The sequence below is a fragment of the Dactylosporangium maewongense genome, assembly GCF_039531485.1.
Taxonomy (GTDB): Bacteria; Actinomycetota; Actinomycetes; order Mycobacteriales; family Micromonosporaceae; genus Dactylosporangium; species Dactylosporangium maewongense.
On record NZ_BAAAQD010000001.1, the window covers coordinates 1,055,239 to 1,075,833 of the forward strand.

The window sequence follows — 20,595 nt, forward strand, 5'->3', positions numbered from 1 at the left end:
GCCGGGCGGCAGGACCACGCCGCCGGCGGGGACGAGCGGGGAGGCCGGGGCGATGGCGGCAGGGCGGGTCGTGGTGGAGGGGCTGGTGTGCAAGGAGCCCGCCGGCATGGCGTGGGAGGACGGGGAGCGGGACCTGTGGTGGTCGCGGGCCGCGGCGCTCGAGCACGGCCTTGAGCGGTCCGACTGGGGTGCGGTGGCCGCCGGCGCGGACCGGGTTTCGGATCTGACTCCGCCGCAGGTGGTGTGGTTGTTCGCGAGGGGGCCGGAGGTGCCGGCGCGGGCGCTGCTCGGCAAGCTGGTGATGCTGCGGCACCGGCAGCGGGTCGATCTGTGCCGGGTGCTCGTGGCGCGGTTCGAGCTGGATGCGCTGCCGTTCGTGCGCGGCGAGGCGAAGGAGCACGCGGACGAGCTGGGGGTGCTGCTGCTGCCGTTCCGGGCGCCGGAGGTGGCCACGCTGGTGGCCGGGTGGCTGCGGCACCTCGGGTCCGCGCGGCTGTGGGCGCGGCTGTGGCTGGGCCGGCACGCCGGGACCGCGGCGCGGGCGTTGATCCCGGCCGCGGCGGGACGCTCCGCCAGGGAGCGGCAGCACGCCGAGGAGGGGCTGCGGTTCCTGGCCTCGACCGGTCACGGGCCGACGATCGCCGAGGCCGCCGCGGAGTACGGGCCGGACGTCGCCGACCTGGTCGCCGCCGGACTCGAGCAACCGGCGCCGCGGGCGGCGCGGAGAGGGAAGCGGCCGGGGTGGACGCTGCCGGAGCGGCTGCCGGAGGTCGGCTTGGCCGGTGGCGGGACGATGCCGCCGGACGAGGTCGCGCGGCTGATCGACGGGCTGACCCGGGCGCGGCTGGCGGATCCGCCCGAGCCACCGCCCGGCGATCCGGCCCCGCGGCAGGACCGTCCCACGTCGGGTGTGGAGTCGTCGAAGGCGCGGCAGCCGCTCGTACACCTGCCGGATCCGCAAACACGTGCACTGATCGATGACTGTGACCGGGGGAGTCTGGCGGAGCTCGGCCGGGCGCTGCTGACGGCGTGGGTGGCGGACGGGATGCCGCCGGCGGAGGCGTGGGTCGTGCCGGCGCAGGCCCACGTCGGCGACGACTCCACAATGGACATGCTCGCGCCGCTGCGGCGGTCGTGGTCGCAGGGCGGCCGGTGGGAGCGGTCGGTCGAGGGGCTCGCGGTGCTGGCCACGGCCGGCACCGACGTGTCGCTGCGGCATCTGCTGGCGGTGGAGGAGCGGTTGTCGGCCGGGCCGACGAACGACCGGACCGGCGACTACCTGGCGCAGGCCGCCGAGCGGCGCGGGATGACCGTCACGCAGCTGGCGGACCGGCTGGCGCCGGCGCACGGGCTGGACACCGGCGTCACCCTCGACTACGGGCCGCGAGCGTTCACGGTGGGCGTCGACGGGCAGCTCACGGCGTTCGTCGCCGACGCCGACGGGCGGCGCCTCGCCCGGCCGCCGAAGCCGGGCGTCAAGGACACGAACCCTGCGGCGTACCAACACTTCCTGCGGTTGAAGAAGGACCTGCGGTCGGCCGCGGCGGCGCAGGTCGCGCGCCTGGAACGGGACATGCTCGCGCGCCGGTTCCGACCGGCCCGCGAGCTCCCGGCGGTCGTCCTGCCCCATCCGGTGCTGGGGCCGATCGCGCGGCGGCTGCTGTGGGGCGAGTACGGGCCGCGCGACCACCTGGTCCGGGCGCTGCGGATCGCGGAGGACGGCAGCTTCACCGACCGCCACGACGCGACCGTGACCGTCGGCGGCGACGCCTGGCTCGGCATCGTGCACCCGGCCGACCTGGGCGGGGACCTGGCCGGCTGGGTGCAGGTGTTCACCGACTACGAAATCTTGCAGCCGTTTCCGCAGCTGTACCGCCCGGCGATGGCGCTCACCGAGGCGCAACGCGAGATGACGGGGCTGACCGGGTTCGGGCCGGTGCCGACGGACCGGATCGCGCACCTGTTGGGCGGCGCCCGGTGGCAGGGCAACGGCTACCACCGGCAGCAACGGCTGCACACGCAGCTCGCCCACCGGCTGCCCGGCGGCCTGACGGTGCTGGTCGAGCTGGACCCGGGGGTGGAGACGTCGGCCGTCACCGCCGTCCGCGAGCAGCGCGTCACCGAGATCTGGGCCGACGACTTGTGGTCGGACCACTGGCAGGTCGAGCGCCGCATCCCGATGGGGCGCTGCGACGCGGCCGCACTGTCGGAGGCGCTCGCGGAGCTGTACGCCGTCACCTGAACCATCGCACAAAGGGAAGGACGGCACCGGTGCCCTCGTGTCACCGGTGCCGTCCTTCGCTGGATTCATCGTCGCCGACGGGTGGCCGGACCTCCAGGACGTTGACCGGAACTTGGTCGGAACTTGTCATACCGGAGGCATAGGGTGGCGGCAGCGGCAGAACACGCGGTCTGGGGATGGCGATGGTCGAGGTCGACGGGGCGTTCGGAGCGCTCGTGCGTGCTCACCGGCAGCGTCTGGGGCTCACGCAGGAGGAGCTGGCCACGAAGGCCGGCCTGAGCGTCCGCAGCATCGTCAAGCTGGAGGGCGGCCGGATCGGGGTGCCGCGGCCGCCGACGGTGCGGCTGCTGGCGCAGGTGTTCGGGCTGACCGGCGCCGACGCCGAGGACTTCCGCCGCTGCGCGGCCGGCGTCGCCGCCGACCCGCCCGCCGGCGGGCGGGTGGGTTCCGGTCGGGTGCCGGCGCAGCTGCCGCCGGACGTGTCGGCGTTCACCGGCAGGGAGGCGCAGCTGGCCGCCCTCGACGCGCTGGCGTTCGCGGCCGCAGACCAGCCGACGGCGGTGTTCGTCGCGGTCGTGACCGGGCCGGCGGGCGTCGGCAAGACGGCCCTCGCGGTGCGGTGGGCGCACCACGTCCGTGACCGGTTCCCCGGCGGGCAGCTGTATGTCAACCTCCGCGGCTATGACCCGGCCCGGCCGATGGCCGCCGGCGACGCCCTCACCAGGTTCCTGACGGCGCTGGGGGTCGCCGCCGAGGACGTGCCGGTCGACGAGGACGACCGGGCCGCCCGGTTCCGCACCGAGGTGGCCGACCGCCCGCTGCTGCTCCTGCTGGACAACGCGTCGTCGGCCGAGCAGGTCCGGCCGCTGCTGCCCGGCACCGCGTCGTGCACGGTGCTGGTGACGAGCCGCGACACGCTGTCGGGGCTCGTCGCCGTCGACGGCGCCCGGCGGGTCGAGGTCGACCTGCTGACCGCCGGCGACGCGGAGGTCCTGCTGCGGCGGCTGATCGGGGCGCGGGCCCGGTCCGCGCCCGACGCCGTCGCCACCCTCGCCGAGCAATGCGCGCGGTTGCCGCTGGCGCTGCGGGTCGCGGCCGAGCTGATCGCGGCGCGCCCCGAGGTGACGCTGGAGGACCTGGTCGACGAGCTGCAGGACCAGCGGCGCCGGCTCGCCGTGCTCGCCGCCGGTGAGGACCTGCGGGCGTCGGTGCCTGCGGTCCTGTCGTGGTCGGTGCGGCACCTGCCGCAGCCGGTCGCGCGGGCGTTCGGACTGCTGGGGCTGCATCCTGGGCCGGACTTCGATGCGCACGCCGCCGCGAGCCTGACCGGTGCCGGCCTGGCGGAGACGCGCGACGCCCTGGCGCTGCTCGTCCGGGCACACCTCGCGCACCGGACGGGTCCGGGCCGCTACGGCATGCATGACCTGCTGCGGGCGTATGCGGGCGCCCATGCCGAGCAGCCGGGCGAGGCCCGCCGGCGGATGTTCGACTTCTACCGCGCGACCGCGGCGAGCGCCGTCGCCACGCTGTTCCCGCGTGCGCAGATGCCGGCGGCCGCGTCGCCGGTCCTGCCGCAGGGCGACCGGGGCGCGGTTTCGCCGGTCTTGCCGTCGGGCGACCCGGACGCGGTGTCGCCGGTTCGTCTGGTGGGTGACCGGGATGCGGTGTCGCCGGTTCGTCTGGGAGGCGACCGGGATGCGGTGTCGCCGGTTCGTCTGGTGGGTGACCGGGATGCGGTGTCGCTGGTTTTTCCGGTGGGTGACCGGGACGCGGCCCACGCCTGGCTGGAGGCCGAGCGGGCGGCGTTGCTCGCGATCGTCGCCGAGGCCGCCACGAGCGGGCACCCGGCGCACACCGTCGACCTGGCGGCGATCCTGGCGCGCTATCTCGTCGACGGCCCGCCCGCCGACGCGGTCGCGGTCCACGGTCTCGCCGCCGACGCGGCGCTCGGCGACGGGGCGAGGGAGGCGGCGGCCCGCGACGCCCTCGGCCTGGCGCTGCTGCGGCAGGGCCGGCCCGCGACCGCCACGGCGCAGTTCGACCGGGCGGAGGCCCTGTTCGCCGACCTCGGCGACCTCGCCGGCCAGGCCCGCGCCACCCTCGGGCAGGGCCTGGCCGAGGGCCAGCGGCACCGGCTCGAGGCCGCCGCCGCCAGGTTCGAGCGCTCGCTGCACCTGTTCGAGCAGGCCGGCGACCGCACCGGTGAGGCCCGCGCCCTCAACAACCTCGGCCTCGTCGAGGAGCGCCTGGGCCGCTACAGCCCCGCCGAGGCGCACCAGCAGCGGGCGCTCGTGCTGTACGAGCAGCTCGGCATCCTGCTGGGAGTGGCCGCCGCGCTGACCGACCTGGGCATCGTCGAGCACCGGCTCGGCCGGGCGGAGCAGGCCGCCGCGCACCACCGCCAGGCCTTGGAGCTGTTCCTCGACGGCCGCGACCGCCTCGGCGAGTCCTGGGCGCGCAACGGCCTCGGCGAGGCCGCCATGGCCTTCGGCGACCCGTCCACCGCCCTCACCCACCACGCGGCCGCCCTCGCCGCCGCGACGATCGCCGCCGCCCGCGACCAGGAGGCCCGCGCCCACCTCGGCCTCGGCGACGCCCACGAGGCCATGCACGACCTGTCCAGCGCCCGCGCGCATCACGAGGAGGCGGTCGCTCTGTTCACCGAGCTCGGCATGCCCGAGGCCGACGGCCTCCGCACCCGCCTGACCCGCGCCCCCGAAGAAGGTCCACGCTGACTCCGCCCGCCGCGTCGTGGGCGTGCGGGTGTCCGTGCCGCCGCAATCCATCCGCGTCCGACCTGATGTGACCGTGACGGGGTCGCGCCGACCCCGGGCCGGCGTGGGGACTGGGCGCGCTGCTGGCCCGCGCTGCTGGGCTGCTGGCCCGCGCTGCTGGGCTGCTGGCCCGCGCTGCTGGGCTGCTGGCCCGCGCTGCTGCTGCGCGACGGCCGGCTTCGGGCCGGGGCCGCGCGGCATGTCTCGGATCGAGTTCCTGGCCCCCGACCCGGACCTGGAGCCATCCAGGTCGGCGGGCCGCGACGACCTTGTCGATGCGCCCAGTAGTCGTCCAGGAGGGCCTCGACGTCGATCGCGGGCCGTTGGCGCAGCTCCGCGGTGGGAAGCAGCGCGATCGACGCCGCGTCTTGGCGTCGGCCATCTGGCGGATCACGTCGGCGTGCCGCTGGGCCGGTGCGGCACCGCCGTCCCGAACGCACGCCGGTCGCCGTCGTAGCCGAGCGCGTCGAGCAGAACCTGCGGGCGGCTCGCCCGCTGGTCGTGGCCGCTCACCGGCACGCCGTCGCGCGGCGATGCGAGCGGCACCCGGGTCAGCGCGGAGAACGCCGGATCTCAGTCCCGTGAGAACGGAATCCGACGCGTCCTGGCACCCCGACGATCAACCCGGGGCCTGTCGTGCCGCCGATGAACCAGCGTTCAGCGTCCGCTCATGCGATGCCGGCGACCAGAGGGAGGAGTTCGGGCGCGGCGACGCGAAGCAGTTCCTCCGCCATGCGACGGACCGCTCGGGGATCCAGGGCCGCGGCCGCGGTGACCGGGCCGCTGCCGTCGAACGCCAGCAGCGCCTCGGCGGCCTGGCGTCCGGCCGTCCGGGGGTCGGCATCCGGGGCCTCTTCCGGCGCCGGTGCGGTCGTCACCGGCGGGCGGGCGGCGACCGGCCGGCGCGGTTGACGCGGCCGGCGTGGACGGGTGTCGCCGGCCGACCTGGGCATGGCGAACCGTTCGACGGCGGTGGCGCGTTCGGCCCAGCGGCGGGCGTGCCCGGCAGCTCCACGCTCGTCGGCGGCGCGGGCGAGCTGCCTGAAGGCGGCCGCTTGCAGGCTCGGATCGGCGAACGAGCCGGCGGTCTCCTCCGCCAGGTCCAATCGGTCCAGTGCCACCATCGCCGCCGCGACGGCGATCGTCACGCGGGCGCGTTCGGGGTGGCTCTCGATCGTGGCCAGCAGGGCCTCCGCGAGGTGCTGGTCGCCGGCCAGGACGTGGGTCCGGACGATTGCCGATGTCGCTTCGATCCGGGTCTGCGGGTGGGCGATGGTCGCGGCCAGACGCGTCGCGGCGGGCAGGTCGCCGGTGGAGACGAGGCTGTCGACGACGGCGCCGAGCAGCTCGGACCGCCGGACCGTGTCGCTGATCGCGGTGGCCGCCTCGACCGCGACGTCTGTCCGGCGAACCGAGGCGGCGATGTCGAAGACGCGGACCAGGGCCTCCTCGCGCGGGCCTTCGTCGGGGCAGGACCGGGCCGCCGCGATCGCCTCGGTGAAGGCGCCGGCGGTGGCGTACGCCGTTGCCAGCGCCGTCAGCGCATCGGCCCGCTCCTGTGGGCGGCGGATCCCCTTGGCGACGTCGGCCGCCTCGTCGAGGCGGCCCAGGGCGACCAGCGCGTGCGCGATCGATGCCTGCAGACCGGCGAGGTCGTCCAGGTCGGCGTCCCGGATCTGGTGGTCCGGGATCGCGTCGAGCAGCGCGGCGGAGAATGCCCGTTCGCTGGTGCCGGCCAGCGACCGTGCCAGGTTGATGAGCGCCGGTACGTGCCAGTACGGCACCGCGGCGGAACGCGCGAGCTGCTCCGCCCGGACGGCCAGCTGCTCCGCGACCTGTCGGTCGCCCTGCGTGGCGTGGTGCTCGGCGAGCTGTGCGAGCAGCGCCGCATGCATGGCCGGCTCCGAGTGCTCGCGTACCGCCGCCTCGGCCTGACCGACCTGCCCAGCGGTTGCGTAGGCGCCCGCCAGCGCCCGCAGCGCGTCGGTCTGCTGGTTGGGGTGGATGGACAGCGGGCGCAGCGACTCGACGATGGCGTCCGCGCGGTCGCCGGCGTGCGCGTGCACGCACGCCACCGCGACACCGAGCAGGGCGAACTCCCGGTGCGCGCCCTTGAGCAGGTTCGCCGCGGTTTCCGCCTCGCCGGTGAGGGTTTCGGCGTGGCCGGTGTTGCCGGACAGCGCGGACACCAGGGCAAGGACGCCGAAGGTCCCGGCCCGGACATCGGCCTCGGTGATCCTGCGCGCCATCCGCTCCGCGCGGATGGGATCGCCGTGCTGGGCCATCGCGATGGCGACCTGGGACAGGGCGTTGGACTCGACCGGCTGCAGGTCGGGAATGCGCCGCGTGACGTGCTCGGCGCGGCGGCATTCCCCCTGGACGGCCAGCGACCGGGCGATGCTGCCGAGCGCTCGGCCGCGGGCCACCGGGTCGGGGATCGTCTCGGTCATGTGCAGCGCGTCGTCGACCCGCCCGGCGTCGGCCACGATCTCCGCGACGTCGGCCAGCATGGCGGAGAACCGGAACGGGTTCTCCCCGAACTCGTCGGCGAGGCGACCGGCGTCCTGCACCCGGTCGGCCGCCACCAGCGCCCGGGCCATCTCTTTCTTCGCGGCCCTCCGGGTGTTCATGTACTCGGACGGGCCGATCGACCTGAGGAACCGGCCGGCGCGTTCCAGATCGGCGGCACCCGCCTTGCCGACCAGGTCGACGAGGATCCATTCGCGCTGGGTCGGCTCGTCGAGGGCGTCCACGAGAGCATCGGCCTGCGGCCATGCGCTGCGGTCCGCGAGGTCACGGACGAGGATGCCCAGCGCGGCGGTCCGCAGGGCCGGTGCGCCGATGGACCTCGCGGTGTCCTCGGCGGCGCGGTACTGACCGGACTCGACCAGTGCACGGGTGATCTCCATCAGTGCTCTGCCCTTGGCGTGCGCGCCCCGGATCGACCCGGCGACCAGCCGGGCCTTTTCCAGCGATCCCGCATCCTTCGCCAGCGCGCTCACGACCTCGCAGAGTGCCCGTTCGCGCTCCTCCTGGTCGGTGATCGACCGCGCGAGGACCTCCGCGCGGTCGAACTCGCCGAGGCTCGCCCAGGCGGCGGCCAGTTCGACCGGAATTCGCGTGCCGCGGCGCCGCAGGAACGCCTGGTGTGCCGCGAGCCGTCCGACCGCGTCGAGGTCGACCTCGACGCCGGCGGTGAGCAGCCGTGCGGTCGCGTCGATCTCGGTCATGGTCAGGTGGTCGCCGCCCGTGGCGACGAGCACCCTGTCGTGCAGCACCCGGTCGACCCCGCGCTCCACCAGGCGGGTCGCATCGCCCGTCGTGAGCAGCAGGGCGCCGTAGCCCGACAACAGGTAGACCGGCGTCTCCTGCGGCCATCCTTCGCCGCGGTACCGGTCGGCCCAGGCATGGATCCTGTCCTGCGACTCGGTCAGGTGGCCCGGACCGATCCGCTCGATGGCGGTGGTCCGCAACGCGTCATGGCTGAAGACGTACACCTCGGTGTCCTGCCCCACCCGCCACCGGCTCGGCTGGGCCAGGAACAGCCGGCCGGCCCGGCTGCCCAGCAGCTCGGCGAGCTCCCAGTCCGGCCGTCCGGTCAGCTCGGCGAGATCCCGTCCCGTCAGCGCGCCACGCGCGGCGGCGAGCAGGCCGAGCACGTCCCGTCCCGGACCGGCGCCGCCGAGCAGGACCTTCAGGTCGCGGATCAGGTCATGCCGGATGACCGCCGCCGCCGGCGAGCTGGTCAGCGTGCGTACGACGGACGGATCACGGAGCGGATGGTCCCGTGGGACGTCGTCCGGCAGCGGTGGATTGGGCCTTGACGCGACGATGACCCGGACGTTGGCGTGCGGGCGTCTGGGCAGCAGCGCGGCGATGCTCGGGGTGTGCAGGTCGGTCGCCAGCGCCAGATCCTCGTCGAGCCCGTCGACCAGCAGGACGAGCCGGCGTTCCTGCCGGGCGCAGCGCTCGCCGGCCCGGTCGAGGAGGTCCAGGAACAGGGTGTCCCGCTTCGGTTCGGTGATCGCCGGCGCCGGCTCGTCGAGCAGTTCGGCGAGCTGCTCGATGACGAACTCGGTGAACGCGATCCTGCCGTCCTGCTCGGCCAGGCTCGCCGAGATGAAGAACGGCACCACGCGGACCCCGGCCGGCGGCCGCAGCGCGAACCAGGACAGCAGCGCGGTCTTGCCGGCCCAGGCCGGTGCCTGCCACATGACGTACTGCCCCGCGGTGCCCGTGGCGAACGCGGCCAGGTCCGCCAGCTCGCCGTCGCGGCCCTCCAGGGTATGCGGCGCGATCCGCTCCACCTGGTGCCGGTACGTCGACCGCGCCGGCCCGGCAGCGTGGAAGTAGTTGTGCTGGACGTTGTGGTCGCCGATCTGCACCCCTTGCGACCGCGAACCGGCCTCGCCGGATTCAGGTGCGGCGCCCATACCCCCGATGATGCGCACTGCCGGGCCACTTGTTCAATGCCTGAACTGATGAATGTGCATTGACGCCGGCTGTCCGGTGCGCATCGCAGCGACTTGGCGAAACAGGGCGGGCACTCAGGGTCGAGCGGCAGAATCAGCGGGTGATCAGTCGAGTGGGGGCGGCCGACGTTCGGCTCTTCGATCGGGCGATGGCCGAGTTCGGGGTGGTGCCGGGTGGGGGCCGGGCGTTTCTGGGCAGTCCGGGCGCGTTGGCCTTCGTGGCTTCTGACGGTGCGGAGGTCCTCGGTTGGTGCTGGGGCTATCACCTGGTGCGGCCGGATGCGTCCTCGATGCTGTACCTGCATCGGCTGGAGGTGGCGCGGCAGCACCGCCGGCGGGGAGTCGGCAGGGCGTTGCTGCGGGCGTTCATGGCGGACGGCGTGCGGGCCGGTGCCGGCAGGATGTTCTTGACGACGGGCGAGGCGAATGTCCCGGCCCGGGCGCTGTACGAGTCGCTGGGCGGTGGGCTTGCCGCGCAAGGTCCGACGGTCAGCTACTGGTTCCCGCTGCGGCCGGACGCGGCGGCCGATCAGCCGCCTGACTGCCGGGCCTTGCTGCTCACCGGCGTCGCCGGGGTGGGGAAGTCGACCGTGGCGGACGCGGTCGGACGGGTGCTGACCGGGGCCGGCCACGTCACGGCGGTCGTCGACACGGACCTGTTGGCGCAGTTCGGACCGCGTGCGGGAGGCTACGACGAGCTCAAGTGCGCCAACCTGGCCTCGGTGTGGGCGAACTTCAGGGCCGCCGGCGCGCGCTTCGTCGTCGTCGCGGCCGTCGTCGACAGCGTGGCCCAGCGGGAACGGTATGCGGAGAGTCTCGCGGGCTGTGACGTCCGGGTGGTCAGGCTGACCGCAGATGTCGGCATCGTCCGCGACCGCCTGTACCGACGAGACGCCGGGCCGAAGCTTGAACAACACCTGCGGGCGCTGGACCGGCCACCGGCCGGGACCGCCGTCGAGGACCTCGCGGTCGCGAACGACCGCGGCCCCGCCGAGATCGCCACGGAGATCCTCGGCCGGGTGGGATGGGCGTGACCAGCGGTCAGCGGTGCGGGCGGAGGTGGCGGGCGACGGTGTCCAGGGCGGCCAGGACCTCGGCGAGGGCCGCCGGCTCGTCGGTGCTGAGGGCGGCGGCGACCGTCGGGGCGATGTCGATGGCGGCGACCTCGCGCTGGCGGGCGGTGGGGGTGGGGTTGCGGGCGAGGAGCTGGCGGCGGCGGTCGGCGGGGTCCGGCTCGGCGAGCACGGAGCCCGCCTCGCGCAGGCGGGCCACGGCGCCCGAGACCGCGCTCTGGGGGAGGCCGGTCCGGGTGGCGACCTCGCCGACCGTGGTGCCGGGGTGCTCGTACACGTCGGACATGACGATGACGACGGTGCGTTCGCCGCCGCCGCCGGTGGACGGCAGGGCCTGCTCGCCGAGCTTCATGAGCGTGCGGCCGAGCAGCATCAGTTCCACGGGACCCATGTGAGGCAGAGTACATCATTCTTGATGCATCAGAAATGATGCATTACGTTGGGCGGCATGGACACCTCAGTGAAGGTCGACGGAGCCCGGATCCACTACGACGTCACCGGCCGCGGGCCGGTGCTGCTCGTCGCGCAGAGCGGGGAGGGCGACGCCGACAGGACCGTCGACCTGGTCGGTCACCTCGCCGGGCGGTTCACGGTCGTGACGTACGACCGGCGGGGGCTGTCCCGCAGCCGGCCCGACGACCCGGCCGCCCCGGTGTCGGTGCGGCAGCACGCCGACGACGCGGCCGCCGTGCTGCGGCAGGTCACCGACGCGCCGGCGCTGATGCTCGGGCTCAGCCTCGGCGCGGCCATCGGCCTGCACCTGATCGCCGCGCATCCCGGCACCGTCGGCACACTCGTCGCGCACGAGCCGATCGCGCCGCGGTTCCTGACCGCCGCCGAGCAGGCCACGGCGCGGGCGGACCTGGAGAGCGTCCGGCGGGCGCACCGGGAGCAGGGCTGGCGGGCGGCGGCGGCGCGGGTCGCCGCGGTGCTCGGGATCGACCCGCACGCGCAGGAGACGGAGCCGGGTGTCACCCAGTTCCCGTTCACCGAGGCGCGCGCCGCCAACTTCGAGTTCTTCCTCGCCAACGACCTGGCCGCCGTGCTCGCCGACGACCTCGAGCTTCACGACGTGCCGAAGGCCGCACACGTCATCCCCGCGGTGGGGAGGACCAGCCCGAGTGACGGGTTCGACTACCTGGCGGCGCAGGCGCTCGCCGTACACCTGGAAACCCCGGCGCGAAGCTTCGCCGGTGGCCACAACGGCAACCTGACGCACCCGCGCGCGTTCGCCGAAGGGGTGTGCGAGGCCCTGGAGATCAGGACGGCGGCCCGCCGGTAGCGTCGCGGAACTCGAACACCGAGGCGGACCAGCCGGTGTCCGGGGTGGCGTCGAGGGCGGCGCTGATCGTGCGCTCCTCGAACCGGAAGTGCGACTCGAGGATGGCGGCGAGCCCGTCGATCGAGTCGGTCGAAGGCCCGTCCGCGAGGCCGGCGATCCGGGTCAGCAGCCCCGCGATCATCTCGTGGTCCTCGACGAGCTTGGCGACGGTGCCCTCCAGGTCGGGGCGCAGGCGCAGCAGCTCGGCGAACATGCCGGCGTCCTCGCCCTGGTGGTGCGCGGTCACCGCGGCGCAGAACGCGAGGCAGTGCGTGGTGAGCGTGCCGGGGTTGCCGGTCCTGAGGGTGGCGAGCTGCCGCCGCAGCTCCTGGTGTGCCTGCTTGAGCTGGAGGCTGAACGCGACCGCCCGGTCGCCGTGCTGGGGTGCCATGGAATGGCTGCCCTTCGGTCCCGCACCTCCATGCCTGACGCAGACCGTCACCGGCACGCGATGCTGGACCCATTCAATCAGGGGCGCGTCGCCAGGTGGTCGGCGAGGTGGGAGACGACGAAGCGGGCGTCGTCCTCGATGCCGTGGATGAAGGTCGACTTGCGGCGGCGCAGGACCGGCAGGCCGAGGGCGTAGAGGCCGGGGCTGGGCAGGACGCCGCCGTCGTGGTCCAGGTTGCCCTTCGGGTCGAGGACCGGGACGTCGAGCCAGTCGTACACAGGACGGAAGCCCGTCGCCCAAACGACGCTGCGGATCTCGCCGGAGGTCAGGTCGAGGTGCAGCCGGGAGGTGGCCGGCACCCGGGTCGGGGGCAACGGCTCGATCGGCGGGAGGTCGGCGAAGGCGTCGAAGCCCCGCAGCAGGCGCTGCTGCTTGAGGTCGGCGAGGGAGAACACGTTGCGCAGGCCGCCGGAGAACAGCGCGCGGCCGTCGCGGAGCCCGGCCCAGCGGCCGACGAGCTGGACGCCGAGGTCGGTGAGGGCGTTGAGGTCCAGCGTCGAGCGGTCCGGCGTGCCGGCGAGCTGCGGCGACGGCAGCCGGCGGGCGCGGGTGAGGTCGTCGATCTCGTCGTGGTGCTGGTCCCACACCCCGGAGGCGTCCATCCACCAGAGGATGTCGCGGTCGCGGTACGTGCGGGGCAGCCGCGTGTGCTCCCCGACGGCGAGGGTCACGGGCCGGCCGGAGCGCTGCAGCTCGGCGGCGAGCTGCACGCCGGTCGCCGAGGCGCCGACGACCAGGACCCCGCCCTCCGGGAGCTTGGACGGCCCGCGGTAGTCGAAGGGCGTGAACTGCTCGACGTCACCGGGGACCGCCGAGGCGAACGCGGGCACCACGGGCCGGTTGCAGGCGCCGCTCGCGATGACCACGGTCCGGCAGCGGAACAGGCCCTGGTCGGTGACCACGTGATAGCCGTCGTCGACCCGCCGCACCGCGGTCACCGTGGTGCCGGTGCGGACGGGAGCGGCGGTGACGGTGGCGAAGCGCTCGATGAAGTCGACCACTTCGCCCATCGTCATGTACCCGTCGGGGTCGGCGCCGTCGTAGGCGGACCCGGGCAGGCGGGTCAGCCAGTTGGGCGTCAGCAGCCGCAGGGAGTCCCACCGCTCGCGGCGCCACGAGTTGGCGACCTCGCCGCGCTCCAGCACGACGTGGTCGATGGACCGCTCGCGGAGGAAGTGACTGGCGGCGAGGCCGGCGTGCCCTGCGCCGATGACGACGGTGGTGACGTTCAACGTGGGGACCTCAGGCCACTTCGACCGTGACGTCGGTGGGGTTGGTCAGCGCGTCGAACACCGCGGACCGCTTCTGCGACTGCGCGACGAGCGCCTGGATGTCCTCCTTCGACGCGTCGGCGTCGATGGTGAACGTCACCTTGATGTCGTTGAAGCCGTTGCGGACGTCGGCGTCGGCGCCGAGGATGCCGCGGATGTCGTGCTTGCCCTCGACGACGGCGTCGACGGAGCGCAGCTGGATGCCGCGGTTCTGCGCGACCGACGCCACGCCCGCGGTGAGGCAGCCGGCGAGGCCGACGAGCAGGTATTCGATCGGGGTGATGCCGTTGTCCTCGGCGGCGAAGACCGCGGGGTGGTCGGCGTCGAACACCGACTCGTTCTTGTGGCTCTGCTCCTGGCCGAGGCCGTAGAACTGCTGGACCCGCGTGGTGCTGTGCACACCGTGGTCCCACTTCGAAGTCGCCCGCCAGGTGAACTGCGCGGCCTCGGGCGCGCTCTGCAGCGCGGTGCGCGCCTCGAGCAGGGCCTGCACGTTGACGCCGTTCTCAACCGTGGTCATCGGATGACGCTCCCTTCAAACAGCCATATTCCCCATCGGGATGGTTGACAGTACATCGGCTTCGCGGCGGCGGCTATGATCGCCACCATGAGTTCAGCCTCGACCCGCGCGGCCGGCTCGGTCGGCGTCGTCGAGACCCAGTATGCCGACCTGCCCGGACCGGTCCACCTTGACTGCGGCCGGGAGCTGTCCCGAGTTCGTGTCGCATACGAGACGTACGGGACGCTGAGCGCGCAACGGGACAACGTGCTCCTCGTCTGCCACGCGCTGAGCGGCGACGCGCACGCCGCGGGGGAGTCCAGCGGGCCGAGGGAGAGCACCCGCGACGGCTTCGGCGCCGAGGATCGCGACGGCTCAGCCGGCAAGGGTCTCGGTTGGTGGGACGGGATGATCGGCCCGGGCAAGGCGTTCGACACCGACCGGTTCTTCGTCGTGTCGACGAACCTGCTCGGCGGCTGCGCGGGCACCACCGGCCCCTCGTCGATCGACCCTGAGACGGGCCGGCCGTTCGGCGCCGACTTCCCCGTGGTCACCGTCGCCGACATGGTACGGACCGAGCGCGCCCTCCTGGACGTGCTCGGCATCGAGCGGCTGGCCGCGGTCGCCGGAGGGTCCCTCGGCGGGATGCAGGCCCTGCAGTGGGCGGTGCTCTACCCCGATCAGGTCGACGCGGTCGTGATGATCGCCAGCACGCACGCGCTGCACCCGCAGGGCCTGTCGTGGAACGCGATCGCCCGCGACTCGATCATGCGCGACCCGGACTGGCAGGGCGGGCAGTACTACGGCACCGGCCGGAAGCCCGACGCGGGCATGGGCGTGGCGCGGATGGTCGGTCACGTCACGTATCTGTCGCAGGCGTCGATGGGCGACAAGTTCGGCCGGCGGCTGCAGTCCTCCGACGACGTCCGCTACACGATCACCGACGCCGAGTTCCAGGTGGAGAGCTACCTGCGGCACCAGGCGGAGACGTTCGTGCGCCGGTTCGACGCCAACACGTACCTCTACACCTCCCGCGCCCTGACCTACTTCGACCTGGCCCGCCAGCACGGCGAGGGGTCCCTGGAGCGGGCGCTGGAACACGTGCGGGCCCGGACGCTGCTGATCGCGTTCACGTCCGACTGGCTGTACCCGCCGCAGGCCTCGCAGGAGATCCACGACGCCCTGGAGAGCACGGGCAAGCCCGTCGAGCTGCACGTCATCGACGCGCCGTACGGGCACGACTGCTTCCTGCTGGAGGAAGCCCGGCAGACGCCCCTGATCCGCGCATTTCTGAACCTGGAAGAGGCACCGTGACCGACAAGCCCCTGCGGGCCGAGGAGGCCCGCGAGTTCGGGTTCGAGACCCGGCAGCTGCACGCCGGGCAGCGCCCCGACCCCAACACGGGCGCGCGGGCCGTGCCGATCTTCCAGACGACCAGCTACGTCTTCGAGGACCCGGAGTCCGCCGCCGCGTACTTCAACCTGCAGGAGTACGGCAACACGTACAGCCGCATCATGAACCCGACCGTCGCGGTCTTCGAGGAGCGGGTCGCGAACCTCGAGGGCGGCAGCGGGGCGGTCGCGTTCGCCAGCGGGATCGCGGCGCAGGCGGCGGCGCTGTTCACCCTGTTGCAGCCCGGTGACCACGTGGTGTCGTCGTCCGCGCTGTACGGGGGCACCGTCAACCAGTTCAAGCACCTGCTGCGCAAGATGAGCGTCGAGGTGACCTGGGTCGACCCGGACGACACCGACGCCTGGGCGAAGGCCGTCCGGGACAACACCAAGGCGTTCTTCGGCGAGACGATCGGCAACCCGTCGGGCAACGTCCTGGACATCGAGACCATCGCCCGCATCGCGCACGAGCACGACCTGCCGCTGATCGTCGACAACACGTTCGCCACGCCGTACCTGTGCCGCCCGATCGAGTGGGGCGCCGACATCGTCATCCACTCGGCGACGAAGTTCATCGGCGGGCACGGCACCAGCATCGGCGGCGTCGTGGTCGAGGCCGGCACGTTCAACTGGTCCAACGGGCGCTTCCCGGTCGTCGCGGACCCGTCGCCGGCGTATCACGGGCTGCAGTTCCACGAGACGTTCGGCACCTACGGGTACCTCATGAAGCTGCGCGCGGAGACGCTGCGCGACCTGGGTGCGGCGCTGTCGCCGTTCAACGCGTTCCTGTTCCTGCAGGGCCTGGAGACGCTGTCGCTGCGGATGGACCGGCACGTCGCCAACGCCCGGCGCGTGGCGGAGTTCCTGGCGGCGCACGACCTGGCCGCGAACGTCACCTACCCCGGGCTGCCCGGCAGCCGGTACCGTCCGCTGGTGGACAAGTACCTGCCGCTGGGCGCCGGCGCGGTGTTCTCCTTCGAGTGCGCCGGCGGCCGCGAGGGCGGGCAGGACCTGATCCGCGGCGTGCAGCTGTGGTCGCACCTGGCCAACGTCGGCGACGCGAAGAGCCTCATCATCCACCCGGCGAGCACCACGCACCGCCAGCTCAGCGACGACGAGCTGCGCGCGGCCGGGGTCGCGCCGGGCACGGTGCGGCTGTCGGTCGGCACCGAGTCGGTCGACGACCTGATCTGGGACCTGGAGCAGGGCTTCGCGAACGTCAAGGCAGGTGCGTGATGTCCCTCTTCCAGGATCCGCTGACGATCCAACAGGTGCTGCACGGCGCGAAGACGATCGCGATCGTCGGCCTGTCCGGCAACGAGCTGCGCGCCAGCCACTTCGTCGGCTACTACCTCAAGCGGCACGGGTACAGGGTGATCCCGGTCAACCCGCGGGAGCCGGAGATCCTCGGCGAGACCAGCTACCCGAGCCTCACCGACGTGCCGGTGCCGGTCGACATCGTCAACGTGTTCCGGGCGCCGTCCGCGCTGCCGGGCATCGCCCGCGACGCCGTCGCGATCCAGGCGAAGGCGCTGTGGACCCAGTTCGGGGTCATCAACACCGAGGGCGCCCAGATCGCGACGGACGGCGGGCTGACGGTGATCATGGACAGGTGCCTGAAGGTCGAGCACGCCCGCTACGTGGGGCGCATGCACTGGCTCGGTTTCAACACCTCCCGCATCACGTCGGTGCGCGGCGGCCTGCAGTAGCGGTCACCGCGTCCAGCCGACGTCGACGTACTGGCGGTCGCTGCGCAGGCCGAAGGCGCCGAAGTTGGCCAGCCCCGGCCGCACCGCCGAGATCTGCGGCGTCTGGAACAACGGCACCGAGTGCCCTGCCTTCCACAGCAGGACGTCGGCCTGGTTGAGCAGGTCCACGGCCTTGCCCCGGTCGGTCTCCGCGCCCGCCTGGTCGAGCAGCTTGTCGATCTCCGGCGCGCCGACCTTGCCGTAGTTCTGCTCGCCGTCGCTGCGGTACACCGGGAACAGCAGCGACGGGAAGATGTTGTCGACGTTGCGGAACGACGTGAGGTCGAAGGCGCCGATGTTGACGTACTTGCTGAAGAAGTCGTTGCTGGGCACCTTGCGCAGCTCGACGGCGATGCCGACCTGGGCCAGCATGTTCTGCACCAGCTGCGGCAGGTCCGTGCTGCCGCGGGAGTTGACGACGTAGACGAGCTTCAGCGTGCCGCCGTCCTTCGTCCTGGTCTTGCCGTCGGCGGACGCGGCCCAGCCGGCCTGGTCGAGCTGCTGCTTCGCCCGGGCGGCGTCGAACGTGCCGGTGTCGCCGCTGTTGTCGCGGTACCCGTCCTGGCTCGGCATGAAGAAGTGGTTGCCGATCGTGTTGACCTTGAACGGCAGCCCGGCCGACTGCGCCGCGGCGAGCGCCGTGCGGTCGATCGCGTTGGCGACGGCCTGACGGACCCGCTCGTCGGCGAGGGGGCCGTTGCGGCCGACCGTCAGCTGGGTCTCGTCCCATCGTCCACCGGTGCGGATCGCGGTGTCGGCCGCGCCGGCGAGCCGGCGGTACGCGTCGGCCTCCCGGCCGGGCGCCTGGTCGATCTCGTTGTTGAGGTACGCGTCGGTGATCGCCGCGGCGTCCAGCGCGCGGAACACGACCGAGTCGAGCAGCGGCTTCGTGCCCCAGTACGCCTCGTTCGGGACCACGGTGATCGTCTGGGTCGTCTTGTCGGCGGTGCCGAGCTTCCACGGGCCGCCCCAGACGGGGATCTTCTCGATCCAGCCGGTGTTGAACTCCTCCGGTGTGTCCAGCGCGGCGCCGGGCAGCAGCGGGTCGAACAGTGACCGCCAGTCCGCGTACGGCGCCTTGAACGTCACCTTCACGGTCCGGTCGTCGGCGCCGCGCTCCACGGCGGTGATCGCGTCGTAGCCGGTGGTGGAGGCGACCTGGAAGCGCTCGTCGGTGCCGTTGCGGGTCTTCCACTGGGTGGCGAAGTCCTGCCAGGTGATCGGCGTCGAGTCCGACCAGGTCGCCTTGGGGTTCAGCCGGTACGTGACGACCTGCGCGCCGCCCTCCTTGCTCACCTCGGCACCCGCGAGGACGTCGGGGTTCGCGGCCGGGACGCCGTTGTCGTCGAGGAACCACAGGGCGGGCTGCGTGAGCGCCAGGATCGAGGCGCCGTCGCCCTGCGTGCCGTCGGTCTGCCCCACGTTGTACTGGGTGATCCACTGCTGGATGGACAGCCGCAGCGTGCCGCCCTTGCGGAGGGACTCGCGCGGCTTCGGGTTGATGTCGGAGCTGCCGGTCTTCGGCTGTTCGCCCTGCTTGCCCGGTGTCGCGCCGTCGTCGCCGCAGCCCGCCGCCAGGCTCGTGCCCAGCAGCACCGCGGCCACTGTCAGGACCGTGGAGTTCCTCATCGAACCCGCCTCCCGCCCTCGTCTCCTAGTTTGTCGATCAGCTATATATACATCTTCTGCTACGTTTATCGATACGATAGCGGTGAATGTGAGGTGTTGTGCTCGCCTTCCTTGCCCGGCGACTGGCGTACTACGTGGTGCTCCTGCTGACTGCGGCGTTCCTGTCCTATCTGCTGGCGGCCACCGCCCTGTCGCCGCGCGCGTACTTCCAGGCCCGGCTGCCGCCGCCGCCCGCCGCGCAGGTCGACCGGCAGCTCCGCGCGGTCGGCCTCGACGACCGGGAGCCGGTCACCTCGCGGTTCGCCGGCTGGGCCACCCGGGCCGCCCACGGCGATCTCGGCGTCAGCATCACCGGGACCTCCGTCAACGCCGAGTTCGGCCGGCGCATCGGGGTCAGCCTGCGGTTGCTCGTCCTCGGCACGCTGCTCGGCATCGGCGCCGGGGTGGCCGCCGGCGCGTGGACCGCCGTCAAGCAGTACCGGCTGCCGGACCGCTCGTTCACCCTCGTGGCGTTCCTGCTGCTGTCGATGCCGACGTTCCTCATCGCGCTGCTGCTCAAGATCGGCGCCCTGGCCGTGAACCAGGCGAGCGGGCGGCAGCTGGTCGCGTTCACCGGCGAGTCGACCCCCGGCCTGACCGGCTCGGGGCTCACCCTCTTCGCCGACCGCGCGGTGCACCTGCTGCTGCCGACCCTGTCGATCGGCCTCGTCGCGCTGGCCACGTACAGCCGCTACCAGCGCAGCGCGATGCTCGACGTGCTCGGCGCCGACTACCTGCGCACCGCCGAGGCAAAGGGGCTGTCCCGCCGCGCCGCGCTCGTCAAGCACGGCCTGCGCACCGCGCTGATCCCGATGTCGACGTTCTTCTCCTTCGGGTTCCTCGGGGTCCTCACCGGCGCCACCTTCACCGAGAAGATCTTCGGCTGGCACGGCATGGGCGAGTGGTTCATCGACTCGGTGAACAACAACGACGTCAACGCGGTCGTCGCGGTCAATCTGTTCGCGGCCGTCACCGTCCTGCTCGCGGGCCTGCTCGCCGACGTGCTGCACGCCGTGCTCGACCCGCGCGTCCGCCTGGGCGGCCGCCGTGGCTGACGCGCCGCCCCTGCCGTGCGGGACGCCCACGCCCGGCGGGATGCACGCCTTGGGTGCGCCGCGCATGCCATGCGCGGCAACCGCACCTCGCGGAGCCCGCTGGCCTCGCGGAGCCCGCTGGCCTCGCGGAGCCCGCTGGCCTCGCGGAGCCCGCTGGCCTCGCGGAGCCCGCTGGCCTCGCGGAGCCCGCTGGCCTCGCGGAGCCCGCTGGCCGCGCTCGACCCGCGCGTCCGCCTGGCCGGCCGCCGTGGCTGACGCGCCGCCCCTGCCGTGCGGGACGCCCGCGCCGCGCGGGAGGCGCCACATGGGCGCGGCGCTCACGCCCGGCGGGACGCACGCCATGGACGCGGCGCTCACGCCCGGCGGGACGCACGCCATGGGTGCGGCGCCCACGCCCGGCGGGGCGCACGCGCAGTGCGTGACGCATACGCCCGCCGGGATGCACGCCATGGGTGCGGCGCGCATGCCATGCGCGGCAACCGCACCTGGCGGAGTCCGCTGGCCTGGCGGAGTCCGCTGGCCTGGCGGAGTCCGCTGGCCTGGCGGAGTCCGCTGGCCTGGCGGAGTCCGCTGGCCTGGCGGAGTCCGCTGGCCTGGCGGAGTCCGCTGGCCTGGCGGAGTCCGCTGGCC

General features: G+C 73.4%; 15 protein-coding genes. 8 read left to right on the plus strand and 7 right to left on the minus strand.

The annotated features are described in order from the left end of the window. Positions 1 to 52: 52 nt before the first annotated feature. On the plus strand, positions 53 to 2,242 hold the full coding sequence (locus tag ABD332_RS04800) for a DUF4132 domain-containing protein (RefSeq protein ID WP_344499881.1): 2,190 nt from the start codon (positions 53 to 55) through the stop codon (positions 2,240 to 2,242). Between the two features lie 176 nt (positions 2,243 to 2,418). Then, the gene (locus ABD332_RS04805; RefSeq protein WP_344499882.1) at positions 2,419 to 4,977 is read left to right on the plus strand and encodes an ATP-binding protein; all 2,559 of its coding nucleotides are present in this window, start codon (positions 2,419 to 2,421) and stop codon (positions 4,975 to 4,977) included. A 429-nt stretch (positions 4,978 to 5,406) separates the two neighbouring features. On the opposite strand, the gene ABD332_RS04810 is transcribed toward ABD332_RS04805, so the two are convergent. Together ABD332_RS04810 and ABD332_RS04815 are read right to left on the minus strand one after the other, a co-directional pair. Continuing rightward, a complete protein-coding gene (locus tag ABD332_RS04810) occupies positions 5,407 to 5,562 on the minus strand; it encodes a hypothetical protein (protein ID WP_344499884.1) in 156 nt (51 codons plus the stop codon). Between the two features lie 122 nt (positions 5,563 to 5,684). Further along, the gene (locus ABD332_RS04815; RefSeq protein WP_344499885.1) at positions 5,685 to 9,449 is read right to left on the minus strand and encodes a hypothetical protein; all 3,765 of its coding nucleotides are present in this window, start codon (positions 9,447 to 9,449) and stop codon (positions 5,685 to 5,687) included. 140 nt (positions 9,450 to 9,589) lie between these two features. Between ABD332_RS04815 and ABD332_RS04820 the strand changes: the two genes are divergently transcribed. Next, positions 9,590 to 10,522, plus strand: a complete 933-nt coding sequence (locus ABD332_RS04820) for a GNAT family N-acetyltransferase (RefSeq protein WP_344499887.1) — start codon at positions 9,590 to 9,592, stop codon at positions 10,520 to 10,522. 7 nt (positions 10,523 to 10,529) lie between these two features. On the opposite strand, the gene ABD332_RS04825 is transcribed toward ABD332_RS04820, so the two are convergent. Continuing rightward, the gene (locus ABD332_RS04825; protein ID WP_344499889.1) at positions 10,530 to 10,952 is read right to left on the minus strand and encodes a MarR family transcriptional regulator; all 423 of its coding nucleotides are present in this window, start codon (positions 10,950 to 10,952) and stop codon (positions 10,530 to 10,532) included. 57 nt (positions 10,953 to 11,009) lie between these two features. On the opposite strand from ABD332_RS04825, the gene ABD332_RS04830 reads away from it, so the two are divergent. Continuing rightward, the gene (locus tag ABD332_RS04830) at positions 11,010 to 11,843 is read left to right on the plus strand and encodes an alpha/beta fold hydrolase (RefSeq protein ID WP_344499891.1); all 834 of its coding nucleotides are present in this window, start codon (positions 11,010 to 11,012) and stop codon (positions 11,841 to 11,843) included. Here ABD332_RS04830 and ABD332_RS04835 read toward each other — a convergent pair. From ABD332_RS04835 to ABD332_RS04845, 3 genes are all read right to left on the minus strand, one after another. After that, entirely contained in the window at positions 11,821 to 12,273 is a 453-nt protein-coding gene (locus ABD332_RS04835) for a hemerythrin domain-containing protein (RefSeq protein WP_344499892.1), read from the minus strand. The genes ABD332_RS04830 and ABD332_RS04835 overlap by 23 nt on opposite strands. A gap of 77 nt (positions 12,274 to 12,350) precedes the next feature. Then, positions 12,351 to 13,565 carry an NAD(P)-binding domain-containing protein gene (locus tag ABD332_RS04840; protein WP_344499894.1) on the minus strand — a complete coding sequence of 405 codons (1,215 nt, stop codon included), beginning with the start codon at positions 13,563 to 13,565 and terminating at the stop codon, positions 12,351 to 12,353. Between the two features lie 10 nt (positions 13,566 to 13,575). Next, the gene (locus ABD332_RS04845; protein WP_344499896.1) at positions 13,576 to 14,124 is read right to left on the minus strand and encodes an OsmC family protein; all 549 of its coding nucleotides are present in this window, start codon (positions 14,122 to 14,124) and stop codon (positions 13,576 to 13,578) included. Between the two features lie 87 nt (positions 14,125 to 14,211). On the opposite strand from ABD332_RS04845, the gene metX reads away from it, so the two are divergent. From metX to ABD332_RS04860, 3 genes are read left to right on the plus strand one after another with little or no spacing between them, the layout of a single operon-like run. Further along, positions 14,212 to 15,417, plus strand: a complete 1,206-nt coding sequence (metX, locus tag ABD332_RS04850) for a homoserine O-acetyltransferase MetX (protein ID WP_344499898.1) — start codon at positions 14,212 to 14,214, stop codon at positions 15,415 to 15,417. Continuing rightward, positions 15,414 to 16,730 carry an O-acetylhomoserine aminocarboxypropyltransferase/cysteine synthase family protein gene (locus ABD332_RS04855; RefSeq protein WP_344499900.1) on the plus strand — a complete coding sequence of 439 codons (1,317 nt, stop codon included), beginning with the start codon at positions 15,414 to 15,416 and terminating at the stop codon, positions 16,728 to 16,730. The genes metX and ABD332_RS04855 overlap by 4 nt, the downstream gene beginning before the upstream one ends. Next, positions 16,730 to 17,203 carry a CoA-binding protein gene (locus ABD332_RS04860; protein WP_344499902.1) on the plus strand — a complete coding sequence of 158 codons (474 nt, stop codon included), beginning with the start codon at positions 16,730 to 16,732 and terminating at the stop codon, positions 17,201 to 17,203. The genes ABD332_RS04855 and ABD332_RS04860 overlap by 1 nt, the downstream gene beginning before the upstream one ends. A 3-nt stretch (positions 17,204 to 17,206) precedes the next feature. Here ABD332_RS04860 and ABD332_RS04865 read toward each other — a convergent pair whose 3' ends face one another. Next, positions 17,207 to 18,871, minus strand: coding sequence for an ABC transporter family substrate-binding protein (locus tag ABD332_RS04865; RefSeq protein WP_344499904.1), 1,665 nt, complete (start codon positions 18,869 to 18,871; stop codon positions 17,207 to 17,209). 98 nt (positions 18,872 to 18,969) lie between these two features. Here ABD332_RS04865 and ABD332_RS04870 point away from each other — a divergent pair, with 98 nt between their 5' ends. Further along, positions 18,970 to 19,965 carry an ABC transporter permease gene (locus ABD332_RS04870; RefSeq protein WP_344499906.1) on the plus strand — a complete coding sequence of 332 codons (996 nt, stop codon included), beginning with the start codon at positions 18,970 to 18,972 and terminating at the stop codon, positions 19,963 to 19,965. The last annotated feature ends 630 nt before the right edge of the window (positions 19,966 to 20,595 follow it).